The organism is Nocardia sp. NPDC058633, from assembly GCF_042717045.1.
Classification (GTDB): Bacteria; Actinomycetota; Actinomycetes; order Mycobacteriales; family Mycobacteriaceae; genus Nocardia.
Genome location: NZ_JBHXRA010000002.1, coordinates 125464 through 138769 on the forward strand (window position 1 = coordinate 125464; position 13306 = coordinate 138769).

The window sequence follows — 13306 nt, forward strand, 5'->3', positions numbered from 1 at the left end:
GACAGGCATCGACCTGGTGTTTCCGCCCAGTGGGAGAACGCGGTTCGGATCGCCGGGCGTCGGTTCTACGGTGAGGGCCGACGACGTGTTCGACCGCTCCGTCGCCGAATTCCAGGAGGACCAGTGACTGTGCGAACCTTTCCGACCACCGGGCCGGGTGCGGTTCCTGATCCGGAAGTCGCGGCGATGCTCATCGCGCTCGACGCCGGATTCCCCGATGTCGCCACGATGGCGGCGGCCGACGTGCGTGCCGCGCTTCGCGCCAGACGCGCTCCGCCGCAACGCCTTCCGGAGATGGCCCAGGTGCGCGACGTCACGATCGACGGCCCCGGCGGCCCGTTGCCGCTACGGGTGTTGCGGCCGCATCACGACGGCGGGGTACTGCCGGTGATCGTGTTCGCGCACGGTGGCGGGTTCGTCTTCTGCGATCTCGACAGCCACGACGAGTTGTGCCGCTCGATGGCGGCCGGTGTCGGTGCGCTGGTGATCTCGGTCGACTACCGGCTCGCGCCGGAGCATCCAGGCCCCGCGGCGCACGACGACATGTTCGCGGCGCTGCGGTGGGCCGCGGACAACGCCGGTGCCTACGGCGGTGATCCGTCGCGGATCGCGGTGGCCGGTGACAGCGCGGGCGGCAATCTCGCTGCCACCGTGGCCATCGCGGTCCGCGACGCAGGGGGCGCTGAAGTCGCCGCGCAGATCCTCTTGTATCCGGTCATCGACGACGATTTCGATACCGACTCCTACCGTCGCTACGGCACCGGCCACTACAACACCACCAGCGCGATGCGGTGGTACTGGCAGCAGTACGCCCCACACGGCACCGACGACGTTCGCCTGGTACCGACCCGGGCCGATTCGCTGGCCGGGCTACCGCCCGCCGTCGTCGTCACCGCCGAACTGGACCCACCCTGCGCGTCAGGCGATGCCTATGCCCAGCGCTTGGCAGCCGACGGTGTCGCGGTCCGGCATCGGCGCTACACCGGGCTGTTCCACGGATTCCTCAGCATCCCGTCCCTGTCCGCCACCGTGGCCGCGCGCACCGAGATCTGGGCGATGGTGCGCGAGATGCTCGGTTGCCACTCGGCGCCGACCGCGAGTCCGTGACGGGATGCCGGATCGAAGCAGGTGATCGCACCCGGCGTGGCAGTTCGAGTTCAGACCGCGGTGAAGTACTCGATCTTGGGCGCGCCCGCCAGCAAGGGAGCCATCAACTTGCCCGCCGCGCGGAAATGCTCCGACCGGCCGTGGGCTTCGACAGCGGCGTCGTCGGAATACAGTTCGAAGAACCGGTAGTGCTCGGCATCGGTGCGCGAACGCACCAGCTGGTAGGTCAGATTGCCCGGCTCGTTGGCCTTGATCTGTTCGATGAGATCGGCGACGACGGATTCGAACTCCGCACCCGCACCGGCCTTGACGGTGACCTCGGCGATGACTGCGATCATGATTTCTCTCCTTTTCCGTGCGACAGTACCGGCCATCGGTAGCCGCTGGTTCGACAAAGATTCGCCCGCCCGCCCCGCTCAGGGTTGGAGGTAGGCCACGATGCTGCCGGTGAGCCCGGCGAGGGCATCCTCGAGGTTGCCGTAGGTGCCGAGTGTGCGTTCGGAGGTGATGCCGCGCATCGCCGCGGGAATCAGCGCGGCCACCTGCCGCACCCTGACGGGGTCGACCCCCAGATCCGCGAACGCGCGGTGGCAGGCATCGTCCCAGTTGGGTTTCCACGACGACAATTCCGCGGCGGTGAGCGGGAACTCGCGCTCGAGCTCGGCGTGCTCACGCGGGAGCGCGGCGCGCAGCGTCTCGATGGCCAGTGATTCCGGCGTGCGCAGGCCGACGGCCATGGCCTCGACAAGGGCACCGACGCGTTCGTGCAATGTCCCGTCCGGCCGCAGGTTCGCCGGCAGGTCGCCGCGTTTGTCGGCGGTGTAGCGCAGCACCGCGGCCCACAGGCCGTCGATATCACCGAACTGGTACTTGACCACACCCCAGGTGGCACCGATATCGCGAGCGATGCGGTTGCCCGATACCGCCGCGGGATCGCCGGTGGCCAACGACGCGACAGCCGCCTTGATCATGCTGTCTCGCGATTGGATACCACGCCTGTTCGCGCGTCGCCCACCGATCGCCGCTTCCGTCACGAGGATCGACTATAGCCTCCCTGAGCTGCGCGATCCAGTTTCATCGAACCCTCTTGTATTTTTTGATAGAGGGTTCTACTCTAATTCCGTTCTGTGGTCGGCATCACACCGAACAGCTCATCGCCACATCGGCACGCGCCGGGTGCCTCTGGAGGATTCCCATGGCCAAAACACCCCTGCCCATGGAACCGACGGGCTGGTTCCAAGTGGCGTGGTGCACCGAGATCACCGTCGGCGCCGTCCATCGGATGAAGTACTTCGGGCGCGAAATGATCGCCTGGCGTTCGGCTTCCGGCCAGATCGCCGTCTTCGACGCCTATTGCGAGCATCTGGGTGCGCACCTCGGTTACGGCGGGCATGTCGAGGGCGAGAATCTCGTGTGCCCGTTCCACGGCTGGGAATGGAACCGTGAAGGCCGCAATGTCTGCATCCCGTACGAGAGCCATCCGAACAAGGGGCGCCGCATCCGCAGCTATCCCGTGGTGGAACGCAACGAGGCGGTGTGGATCTGGTACGACACCCAGGGCCGGGCACCGCATTTCGAGGTGCCCGATATCTTCGCGGACTTCGGCGACGACAAGACCGCCGACGACTACTACCCGCCGGTCCCCGTCGCGACGCTCTATCGGCAGCAGCTGGAACTTCATCCGCAGTACGTGTTGGAGAACGGTGTCGACTTCGCCCACTTCAAGTTCGTGCACAAGACACCGTTCGTCCCGAACTTCACTCGCCATGACTTCTCCGGGCCGGTGTCGTTCGTGGACTTCACCATCGCCTTCGACGCCGGCATCGCCGAGAACGACGTCAACAGCGGAGTCGAATCGATCAACGCGGGCTTGGGCTGCACGGTCACCAAGAGTTGGGGCATGGTCGACAACCGCACCATGCCCGCGGTGACACCGGTCGACGATGCCACCTCCGACGTCCGCTTCACCGTCTGGATAGGACGCGAATCCGGCGACGACAGCCCCGAGATCACCCACTACGGCAAGACGATGGCCGCCTACATCATCGAGCAGTTCGAAGCCGACATCCACATCTGGGCGCACCAGCGCTACTCCGACCCACCGGCGTTGTCGCGCAAGGAATTCGACGGGTTCACCGCGCTGCGCGCGTGGGCCGCCCAGTTCTATCCCGACAACGGCGCAGTCACAGATCCCGACCGACAACCCGCAACACGAGGACGTAGCGCATGAGCACCTCCGGCAAAGTCCGTGTATTCCAAGTGGCGACCGGCAATCTCGGCACCGAGATGATCGGACGCATCCGCCGGCATCCCGATCTCGAACTGGTCGGACTGCATTGCTACTCGCCCGACAAGATCGGACGCGACGCCGGCGAGATCGTCGGTATCGGTCCGATCGGAGTAACCGCTACCGGCTCGATCGATCAGATCATCGCCGCACGACCCGACGTCCTCACCTTTCACGGCGTATTTCCCGACGAAGACCTCTACGAGAAAGTCCTCGAGGCAGGCATCGATGTGGTGACCACCGCGGACTGGATCACCGGCTTCCACCGCGACACCCACCATTTACACCCTTCCGGCAGGAAGGTCAGCGAGGTGATCGCGGCCGCGTGCGAGCGCGGCAATTCCACCTTCTACGGCACCGGCATGAATCCGGGACTGAGCCAGATCCTCGGAATCGTGCACACCGCCGATGTGTCCGAGATCGAGAACATCACCGTCACCGAATCGGTCGACGTCTCGTGTCACCACTCGGTCGACACCTGGAAGGCCGTCGGGTACGGGCGCCCGATCGACGATCCCACGATCGGGGAATCGCTGCACAAGTACACCGCGGTCTTCGCTGATGCCGTCTACCTGATGGCCGATGCCTTCGGACTCGAACTCGACGAAGTGAGGTTCGGGTACGAACTCGGCGCCTGCACCGAGGACGTCGATCTCGGCTGGTACTTCCTGCCGAAAGGGTCGTTGGGCGCCAACTACATCAAGTACCAGGGCATGGTCGACGGAGTCGCGCGGGTGGAATCACATCTCGAATGGCAGATGACCCCACACACCGATCCGGCGTGGAATATCAAGGGCTGCTACATCACTCAGGTGACCGGCGATCCCAACATCTACAGCAAGCACATGATCTTCCCGCGCACAGGGTTCGACCTGTCGGATCCGAGCAACTTCGCCTCGATCGGCATGACTGTGACCGGGCTGCCTGCACTCAACGCCATCACATCGGTGGTCGCGGCACCCGCGGGAATCATCACCAGCGCGGACCTTCCCTTGCGCGCCTTCGCGGGACGCTTCAAGATCTGAACCAGCACACGAGCTAGTCTGCCGGGCGGCCGTGCTGCTCGAGCTCCTCGGCACGCACTCGCTGCTCGATCTCGCGCCAGCGGCCCGGCGTGGGATGGGGGTATTCGGCGCGGTCGTCGTGCTCGGCGTCCGCCAACAGCGTGGCCGCGTTGTCGATATCATCGATCAACTGTTGAGCGAGGTCGCGTTCGGTCGCGTAGTGGCGCTGCGCCCATTGCAGCACGAGCTGGGAATAGGCCCAGCCGGGTTCGGATTTCGCGGCTTCGGCATCGATCGCGGCGCGTTGGGCGAGTGTGTCGACGTCGGCGATATGGTCGTGCAGGATCTGCTTGAGCCGATCCGGGGACCCGAGGTGGCCGAACATGACGCGCAGCAGCACGTGGTGCTTGAGTACCGACGGATCGACGGGTGCCTTGTTCCACCACGTTGTCACCGCCGCCCGACCCTCCGCGGTGATCTGGTACAGCCGCCTGGCACGCGTGGTGTTGTCGGGATCGAGCCGCGAACTCGCGTAGCCGTGCTGCTCGAGCTTCTTCAGCTCGGCGTAGATCTGACTGTAGGACGGGGTCCAGTAGATGTAGCGCAAGCTCCAGTCGGCCCACTTCTTCAGGTCGTAGCCGGAGATCTCCTCCTCGTAGGAGAGCATGGCGAGCACCGCCCAGCTGGTCGGCGGCAGGTTGGGCACGTCGGGGTCGCTGGTCGCCATCGCAGCATGTTAGCAATCGGGCTTGCCGGAATTCGCCCGTCGACAACCACTGACCGGGAGGTCGTCTTGAGTCGTTCCCCGATCGTCACCGATCGTGGGGAGTATCGGATTCCGTTCGGAAGGACCTCTATGAATGCGGACAACGTCGTCGTCGACGCGGGTATCCCAGCTCCCGCGGACCTGCGCAGGGTGCTCGGGCACTTCGCGACCGGCGTGGCGGTGATCGCCGCCCACGACAGCACGCGACCGCTCGGCTTCACCTGCCAGTCGGTGGTGTCGGTGTCGCTGGACCCGCCGTATGTGTCGTTCTGCCCGGCCAAGAGTTCGACCAGCTGGCCGCTGCTGCGCGCGGCGGGCGCCCTGTGTATCAACATCCTGGCGCAGGAGCAGAGCGCGCTGTGCCGTCAGTTCGCGGTGAGCGGGGCGGACAAATTCGCGGGCGTCGAGTGGGACAGGGCGGGCAACGGCGCGCCCGCGCTGGCCGGGGCGCTGGCCCAGATCGAGGTGACGGTGGAGCTCGAGCACGACGCGGGCGACCACACGATGGTGCTCGCCCGCGTCGGTGACCTGCGAGCCCGCGAGGGCGCCGCGCCGCTGCTGTTCTACAAGGGCGGCTTCGGCGGCTTCGCGGCCTGACACGACGACGGGGTGGTCCACACCGGAGCACCCCGTCGTTGTCTCCTCACGCCTCGATGATGTCGAAACCCTTGTACCCGGCGGCCGCGACCTCGGCGATGATCTCGCCGTACACGCCGAAGCCGCCGACGAACGGCATGAACACTCGCGGCCTGCCCTCGATGTTCGCACCCAGGTACCACGAATTCGCCTGTGTCATCAGCGTTCCCGCGGCCCGGTTGGCGCATTCGAGCACCCACTCCGACACCGCGTCCTGGCGTGCCTCCAGCGCCACCGCTGCCCTGCCGTCGAGGAAGCCGATCGCCTCGGCCACCCAGTCGACGTGCAGTTCCGAGTGCAGCACCATGTTGGCCAGCACCGACGGACTGCCGGGACCGGTGAGGTTGAACAGGTTCGGAAAGCCCGTCATCCCCAGTCCCAGATAGGTTTTCGGTCCTTCCCGCCACGCCTGACCGAGCGTCCGGCCACCCCGTCCGACGATGTTCATCCGCGATACCGAGCCGGTCATCGCGTCGAATCCGGTCGCCAGCACGAGGGTGTCGAGCGGGTAGTGCGCGTCGGTGGTGTGCACGCCCGCGGCGTCGATCCGGGTGATCGGTGTCGCCTTCAGGTCGACCAACTCGACATTGTCGCGGTTGAAGGTCTGGTAGTAGTTCGTGTCGGTGCAGATCCGCTTGGTGCCGATCGGATGATCGTGCGGGACGAGCAGATCGGCCACGCGTGGGTCCTCGATGACAGCGCGCACCTTCTCCTCCCAGAATTCCCGGGCGGTGTCGTTGGCGGCGAGTGTCGTCAACTGGTCGGGGAAGGTCTTGCTGAACAGCACACCGCCCAGCGCCCAGCGCTTCTCGTAGGCCTCGCGCCGTTCCTGCTCACTCACCGCGACCGCCGATTCCGGATGCGCCTGATGCGGCGACCCGCCGCCGCTGGCCATCGACAACCGCCTGCGCTCGGGATAGTTCGCCTTCTGCGCCGCTCGGTCCTGCTCGGTCAGCGGCGTATTGCCTGCGGGCACACTGTAATTGGCGGTGCGCTGGAACACGTGCAACCGCTCGGCCTGTTCGGCGATGCACGGGATGGTCTGGATGCCGGAAGATCCGGTGCCGATGACGCCGACCCGGCGGCCGGTGAGATCGACCCCGTCGTGCGGCCAGTGCGAGGTGTGCAGGATCTGCCCGGCGAAGGTGTCGAGTCCGTCGATGGCCGGGGTGTTCGCGTTCGACAGCGGGCCGGTGGCCAGCACGACGAATCGCGCCGAGACCGCGCTGCCGGTGTCGGTGTCGACTCGCCAGCGCAGCGTCTGCTCGTCGAGCACGATATCGGTGACGCGAGTGCTGAATTCGATGTCGCGGCGCAGGTCGAAGCGATCGGCGACGTGCTCGAGGTAGGCCAGGATCTCGGGCTGGGTGGCGTACTTCTCGCTCCAGTTCCACTCCTGCTGCAGCGCGTCGTCGAAGGAGTACGAGTAGTCCACGCTCTCCACATCGCAGCGCGCGCCGGGGTAGCGGTTCCAGTACCAGACGCCGCCCACGCCGTCGCCTGCTTCGAACACCCGCACGGTGAGGCCGCTGCCGCGAAAGCGGTGCAGCGCGTAGAGGCCGGCGATGCCCGCGCCGACGACGACCACGTCGACGTCGGCGGGGCCTTTCGCTGGTGCCGATGAGGTCTCGGGGTTCACAGTGCCTACCTTTCGATGGAGACCGGTTTCTCTGCGGGCGACGCTAAGGACGCGCGCACCGTTCGAGCAGGTCCCCTTCCCGCTGACCGGCACATTCACGTGTCGATGCCCTCCCGGTGATCGGGAGATCCACCCCACCACCACCGGCACCGGGCCTACCGTCGAAGCCACGTCGAGGTGGTATCAGGAGGAAACAGTGGTGGACTGGAACGACGAGGTGGACGTGGTGGTCGCGGGCTCGGGTGGCGGCCTGGCCGGCGCCTACACCGCCGCCCGCGAGGGGCTGAGCGTCGCGGTGGTCGAGGCGACCGACAAGTTCGGCGGCACGACGGCGTATTCGGGCGGCGGCGGGGTGTGGTTCCCGTGTAATCCCGTGCTGGAGCGGGCGGGCACCGACGACACCCTCGACGACGCGCTCACCTACTACCGTGCCGTGGTCGGTGACCGCACCCCGGACGCGTTGCAGCAGACCTACGTCCGACGAGGGCGCGATCTCATCGAATACCTCGAAGCCGACGACCATTTCGCGTTCATGATGCTGCCGTGGCCGGACTATTTCGGTAAGGCGCCCAAAGCTCGGCTCGACGGTCAGCGACACATCATGCCGACTCCGCTCCCGGCCGCCGAGCTGGGCCCGCTGCGCGAATCACTGCGCGGGCCCCTCGACACCGACCGACTCGGCGCTCCCCTCCCGGAGCTGCTCATCGGCGGTCAGGCACTGATCGGGCGGATGCTGCGCGCGATCTCGAGCTACCCGCACGCGCGGCTGCACCTGAACTCGCCGCTGGTGGAACTGGTGGTCTCCGACGGCGTGGTGACCGGCGCGATCGTCGAACGCGACGGCGCCAGGGTGGCGATCCGCGCGCGGCGCGGCGTGATCCTCGCGGCCGGCGGCTTCGAGCAGAACGACGAACTGCGCAAGCACTACGGTGTGCCAGGCGAGGCGCGAGACACCATGGGCCCCTGGGGAAATCAGGGCAAGGCCCACACAGCGGGCATCGCGGCGGGCGCCGATACCGATCTGATGGATCAGGCGTGGTGGTCGCCGGGGCTGACCCATCCCGACGGGCGTTCGGCGTTCGCGCTGTGGTTCACCGGCGGCATCTTCGTCGACCAGCAGGGCAATCGGTTCGTCAACGAGTCGGCCCCCTACGACCGGCTCGGTCGCGACGTCATCCGGCAGATGCGTGAGTGCGGACTGACCCTGCCGTTCTGGATGATCTACGACGACAAGGAAGGCGAGGTGCCGCCGATCAAGGCCACCAACGTCTCCATGGTCGAGACCGAGAAGTACGTCGAAGCCGGTCTGTGGCACACGGCCGACACCCTCGCCGAGCTCGCGGTGAAGATCGGCGTGCCCGCCGCGAACCTGGAATCCACCGTCGAGCGGTTCAACGCGATGGTCGCCACCGGTGTCGACCCCGATTTCGGGCGCGGCGACGAGGCCTACGATCGCGCGTTCTCCGGTGGTGAACCGCCGCTGGTGACCATCGAGAAGGGCCCGTACCACGCGGCCGCCTTCGGCATCTCCGATCTGGGCACCAAGGGCGGCCTGCGCACCGACAGCGCCGCGCGGGTGCTCGGTCGTGACGGCGAACCGATCCCCGGGCTCTACGCCGCGGGCAACACCATGGCCGCGGTGAGCGGCGAGGTGTACCCGGGCGGCGGCAATCCGATCGGCGCGTCGATGCTGTTCAGCCACCTCGCTGTCCGGCACATTCTCGGCGAATGACCTACTCCCCGGTCTCTCCCGCTGGTCGGGAGGGACCGGGCACCCGGGCCACCGGATGTGGTTCGGTTCACCTACTCATCCTTACGACATTTCAGGAGCGACACGATGGCTTCAGCGGACGATATTCGCGCGACGGTGCGCAGGTATGTGGAGGCCGTCGGCAGCGGTACGGCCGCCGACGTCGTCGCCCTCTACCGTGCGGACGCGACGGTGGAGGACCCGGTCGGCACCGAACCGCACGTCGGGCACGCCGCGATCACGAAGTTCTACGAGAACATCGAACCACTGGATCGTTCGACCGAACTGTTCACGATTCGCGTCGCGGGCGACAGCGCCGCGTTCAGCTTCCGGGTGGTCACGAAGTTCGGCGAGCAGACCTTCACCCTCGATCCGATCGATGTCATGACCTTCGACGAGGACGCCCGCATCGTGAGCATGCGCGCGTTCTGGTCCCAGGACGACATGGTCGTCAGCTGAGCGAGGCGAGAATGACTGCTACCGAACAACAGTGGGATCATGAAGTCGGCTTCCTCGTCGTCGGCAGCGGGGCGGGCGGGCTGACCGGCGCACTCGCCGCCGCCGACCGGGGCCTGGACACCCTGGTCATCGAAAAGGCCTCGGTGTACGGCGGCAGCACCGCGCTGTCGGGCGGCGGAATCTGGGTGCCCAACAACCCGACGTTGCTGCGCGAGGGCCTCGGCGATTCCCGCGCCGACGTGCGCGCCTACCTCGACGCCGTCGTCGGCGACCGCGTGCCGACGAAGAACCTCGACGCGTTCATCGACGAAGGGCCGCGCATGCTGGCCTTCCTCGAGACCAGCCCGCACCTGCGTTTCCAGTGGTGCACCGGCTATTCCGACTATCACCCCGAAGCACCGGGCGGACGGCCGGCAGGCCGGTCCATCGAGCCGCTTCCGGTCGACCTCAAGCAGCTCGGCGCGGACGAGGAGTCGCTGCGTCCCGCGGCACTCGCGACACCGCCTGGGCTGTTCATCACCTCCAAGGACTTCGTCCAGCTCAACATGGTGACCCGCACCTGGAAGGCGCGCTGGACAGCCCTGCTGACCGGGCTGCGGGCGATCAAGGCGATCGTGTTGCGCAGGCACATGGACACTCTCGGACGGGCACTGATCGCCCGGCTGCGACTGGCGGTGCGCGATGCCGGGGTGCCGCTGTGGCTCGACACCCCGCTGCGCTCGCTGATCACCGACGACACGGGCGCGGTGCTCGGCGTTCTCGCCGAACGCGACGGCCGCGAGATCCGGATCAGGGCGCGCGAGGGCGTGCTGCTGGCCACCGGCGGTTTCGAATACAACCAGGCCATGCGCAAGAACCACCTGCCCGAGGGTGGGCGCGACAACTTCAGCGCCGCGTCGGCGGACAACACCGGCGACGGCATCGTCGCGGGCGAAAGGATCGGCGCGGCGGTCGATCTCATGGACGATGCGTGGTGGATGCCGTCGTTCCAGCGCCCCGAGGGCATCAACCAGGTGCTGGTCTCGGAGCGCTCGATCCCGCGCTCGATCATCGTCGACGGCACGGGCAACCGCTTCACCAACGAGGCGTCGCCGTACGTGACATTCGTGCACGCCCAACTGAAGGGCAGCCATGATCCGGCCTGGCTGGTCTTCGACGCGAAAGCCAAGAGCCGCTACCCCATCGGCGGCATCGTGCCCGGCCAGAAATTCCCGGCCTCGTGGACGACTTCCGGCCTGATCCGGACCGCGCCCGATATCGAGGGCCTCGCCGCCGCGATCGGCGTGCCCGTCGACGCGTTGCGCGAGACCGTCGGCCGGTTCAACGGATTCGCCCGCGAGGGGCACGACGCGGACTTCGGTCGCGGTGTCAGCGCCTACGACAACTACTACGGCGATCCGACCCTGGCCACACCCGCGCTCGATGTACTGGACAAGGGACCGTTCTACGCGCTGCGGGTACGGATCGGCGACCTCGGCACCAAGGGCGGACTGGTCTACAACGCCGACGCCCAGGTGCTGCGCGTCGACGGCTCCCCCATCCCCGGCCTCTACGCCACGGGCAACACCTCGGCCGCGGTGATGGGCAACGACTACGCCGGTGCGGGCGCGACAATCGGTCCGGCCATGGTGTTCGGCTACATCGGTGCGCGCCACGCCGCCGGCGAGCGATGAGGAAGGCGACCATGCAACCCGTCGAATGCGCCACCTGCGGTAACAGGGTGCTCGCCGAGAAGTTCAGTCCGAGCCACACCAGTATTCAGTGGCTCGACGACGCCGAGTCCGCGTGCCCCGAGTTCGCCCGGCGCGCGGCACTCGGAGAGCACAGCAGCTGGATCCCCACCTGTCCCGCCCTGCGCGATTCCATCGAGAACGCCGTCCGCGCAGGGGCATTGGCGACCGATCAGCTGCGCCACGAGCCGGTTCCCGGCCGGCTCGGCTGACACCGACGACGAGGAGACACCCCATGAACAGACTCGACAATCACCGGACCCTGGTCACCGGCGCCGCGTCGGGCATCGGCCAGGCCACCGCGCTCCGACTGCTCGACGAGGGCGCCAGGGTGGTGGCCGCCGACGTGTCGGCCGACGGCCTCGCCGTGACCGGCGCGCAGGCCGCCGAGCGCGGCACGGCGGACCGGCTCACCACGCTGACCATCGACATCGGCGACGAACAGTCGGTGATCGCGGGCGTGCGGTCCTCGGTCGAGACGCTCGGCGGACTGGACTCGCTGGTGAACGCGGCCGGCATCCTGCGTGCCTCGCACACCGAGCAGACCTCCCTCGACCTGTGGGACCTGATCATCCGGGTGAACCTCACCGGCACGTTCCTGGTGGTCCGCGAGGCACTGCCCGCCCTGCTGGCGAACCCACGCGCGACCGTGGTGAACTTCAGCTCCACCTCGGCCGCGTTCGCGCACCCGTACATGGCGGCTTACGCGGCGAGCAAGGGTGGCATCCAGTCCTTCACCCACGCCATCGCGCTCGAGTACGGCGGCCAGGGCCTGCGCGCGGTCTGCGTCGCACCCGGCAGCATCAAGTCAGGAATCACCGACGCCACACCGGGATACCTGCCCAGCGACGCGAACTGGGCCCTGTTCTCCAAGCTGTCCCCCGTACTTCCGACCGACCGCGAATCCGGTGGCGCGGGCATGGGTGACCCGAGCGCGGTGGCGGGTGTGATCGCGATGCTCGTCTCCGAGGACGGCGCGTTCATCACCGGCACCGAGATCCGCATCGACGGCGGTACCCACGCGTGACCGACCTGAGCTACGAGGGCACACTGCGCGAGATCACCACCGACGCAGGCGTGTTGCGCTATCACGAGGCGGGCGAGGGGCCGCCGCTGCTGCTCCTGCACGGATCGGGGCCCGGCGTCACCGGGTGGCGCAACTTCCACGGCAACCTCGCCACCTTCGCGGACCGATTCCGTTGTCTGGTCCTGGAATTCCCCGGCTTCGGCGTGAGCGACGACTTCGGCGGACATCCGATGATCACCGCGCTCGACGCGGTGGTCCGTTTCGTCGACGCGCTCGGGCTCGACAGCGTCGACATCATCGGCAACTCGATGGGTGGCGGGGTGGCGCTCAACTACGCCATCGCCCACCCCGAACGCGTCGGCAAGCTGGTGACGATCGGCGGCATCGGCCGCAACCTGTTCAGCCCAGGCCCTGGTGAGGGCATCAAGCTGCTGCAGGAATTCACCGAGGAACCCACCCGCGAGCGGCTGGTCCAGTGGCTGCACTCGATGGTGTACGACCCGGCGATGGTCACCGAGGAACTGATCGAGGAGCGTTGGGCCCAGGCCACCGATCCGGCGACCCTCGACAGTGCCCGCCGGATGTACAGCAAGGCCGCGTTCGCGATGATGATCAAGGCGATGGAGGCCTCCGACGCGCCGCCGCCGTGGGCGATGCTGCACAAGGTGGCCGCGCCCACGCTGATCACCTGGGGCCGCGACGACCGGGTGAGCCCCCTGGACATGGCGCTGATCCCGATGCGCACGATTCCGCGCGCCGAACTGCACGTGTTCGCGAACTGCGGGCACTGGGCGATGATCGAGCGCAAGAACGAATTCGAGTCGGCCGTACTGGCTTTCCTCACCCGCGAGGACGCCAGACGCTGACCATGGAAATGCGCGGGCTGCCATCTGGTAGCCCG

14 protein-coding genes are annotated in these 13306 nt (G+C 67.3%); 10 read left to right on the forward strand and 4 right to left on the reverse strand.

Going from position 1 to position 13306, the window contains the following annotated elements:
- Window positions 1–123: 123 nt before the first annotated feature.
- The gene (locus ACFWUR_RS02705; RefSeq protein WP_378900836.1) at window positions 124–1107 is read left to right on the forward strand and encodes an alpha/beta hydrolase; all 984 of its coding nucleotides are present in this window, start codon (window positions 124–126) and stop codon (window positions 1105–1107) included.
- A 50-nt stretch (window positions 1108–1157) separates the two neighbouring features.
- Here the strand turns inward: ACFWUR_RS02705 and ACFWUR_RS02710 are convergent, their stop codons facing one another.
- Window positions 1158–1445 carry a putative quinol monooxygenase gene (locus tag ACFWUR_RS02710; RefSeq protein ID WP_378900839.1) on the reverse strand — a complete coding sequence of 96 codons (288 nt, stop codon included), beginning with the start codon at window positions 1443–1445 and terminating at the stop codon, window positions 1158–1160.
- A gap of 78 nt (window positions 1446–1523) precedes the next feature.
- On the reverse strand, window positions 1524–2078 hold the full coding sequence (locus tag ACFWUR_RS02715) for a TetR/AcrR family transcriptional regulator (RefSeq protein WP_378900842.1): 555 nt from the start codon (window positions 2076–2078) through the stop codon (window positions 1524–1526).
- Window positions 2079–2302: 224 nt separating this feature from the next.
- On the opposite strand from ACFWUR_RS02715, the gene ACFWUR_RS02720 reads away from it, so the two are divergent.
- On the forward strand, window positions 2303–3337 hold the full coding sequence (locus ACFWUR_RS02720) for a Rieske 2Fe-2S domain-containing protein (RefSeq protein WP_378900845.1): 1035 nt from the start codon (window positions 2303–2305) through the stop codon (window positions 3335–3337).
- Window positions 3334–4419, forward strand: coding sequence for a dihydrodipicolinate reductase (locus ACFWUR_RS02725; RefSeq protein ID WP_378900847.1), 1086 nt, complete (start codon window positions 3334–3336; stop codon window positions 4417–4419). The genes ACFWUR_RS02720 and ACFWUR_RS02725 overlap by 4 nt, the downstream gene beginning before the upstream one ends.
- A 13-nt stretch (window positions 4420–4432) precedes the next feature.
- Here ACFWUR_RS02725 and ACFWUR_RS02730 read toward each other — a convergent pair whose 3' ends face one another.
- On the reverse strand, window positions 4433–5125 hold the full coding sequence (locus ACFWUR_RS02730) for a PadR family transcriptional regulator (RefSeq protein ID WP_378900850.1): 693 nt from the start codon (window positions 5123–5125) through the stop codon (window positions 4433–4435).
- A gap of 129 nt (window positions 5126–5254) precedes the next feature.
- On the opposite strand from ACFWUR_RS02730, the gene ACFWUR_RS02735 reads away from it, so the two are divergent.
- Window positions 5255–5761 (forward strand): flavin reductase family protein, encoded by a 507-nt coding sequence (locus ACFWUR_RS02735; RefSeq protein ID WP_378900854.1) that lies wholly within the window; start codon window positions 5255–5257, stop codon window positions 5759–5761.
- Window positions 5762–5807: 46 nt separating this feature from the next.
- On the opposite strand, the gene ACFWUR_RS02740 is transcribed toward ACFWUR_RS02735, so the two are convergent.
- Window positions 5808–7439 (reverse strand): flavin-containing monooxygenase, encoded by a 1632-nt coding sequence (locus ACFWUR_RS02740; RefSeq protein WP_378900857.1) that lies wholly within the window; start codon window positions 7437–7439, stop codon window positions 5808–5810.
- 196 nt (window positions 7440–7635) lie between these two features.
- On the opposite strand from ACFWUR_RS02740, the gene ACFWUR_RS02745 reads away from it, so the two are divergent.
- The 6 genes from ACFWUR_RS02745 to ACFWUR_RS02770 all read left to right on the forward strand — a co-directional run bounded on the left by ACFWUR_RS02745 (window position 7636) and on the right by ACFWUR_RS02770 (window position 13271).
- Window positions 7636–9171, forward strand: coding sequence for an FAD-binding protein (locus tag ACFWUR_RS02745; protein WP_378900859.1), 1536 nt, complete (start codon window positions 7636–7638; stop codon window positions 9169–9171).
- A 105-nt stretch (window positions 9172–9276) separates the two neighbouring features.
- Window positions 9277–9648, forward strand: a complete 372-nt coding sequence (locus tag ACFWUR_RS02750; RefSeq protein WP_378900862.1) for a nuclear transport factor 2 family protein — start codon at window positions 9277–9279, stop codon at window positions 9646–9648.
- 11 nt (window positions 9649–9659) lie between these two features.
- Window positions 9660–11321, forward strand: a complete 1662-nt coding sequence (locus ACFWUR_RS02755) for an FAD-binding protein (RefSeq protein ID WP_378900865.1) — start codon at window positions 9660–9662, stop codon at window positions 11319–11321.
- A gap of 11 nt (window positions 11322–11332) precedes the next feature.
- Window positions 11333–11590, forward strand: coding sequence for a hypothetical protein (locus ACFWUR_RS02760; protein WP_378900868.1), 258 nt, complete (start codon window positions 11333–11335; stop codon window positions 11588–11590).
- Between the two features lie 23 nt (window positions 11591–11613).
- A complete protein-coding gene (locus ACFWUR_RS02765; RefSeq protein WP_378900871.1) occupies window positions 11614–12405 on the forward strand; it encodes an SDR family NAD(P)-dependent oxidoreductase in 792 nt (263 codons plus the stop codon).
- Complete coding sequence (locus tag ACFWUR_RS02770; RefSeq protein ID WP_378900874.1) at window positions 12402–13271, forward strand: alpha/beta fold hydrolase; 870 nt, start codon at window positions 12402–12404, stop codon at window positions 13269–13271. The genes ACFWUR_RS02765 and ACFWUR_RS02770 overlap by 4 nt, the downstream gene beginning before the upstream one ends.
- Window positions 13272–13306 lie beyond the last annotated feature (35 nt).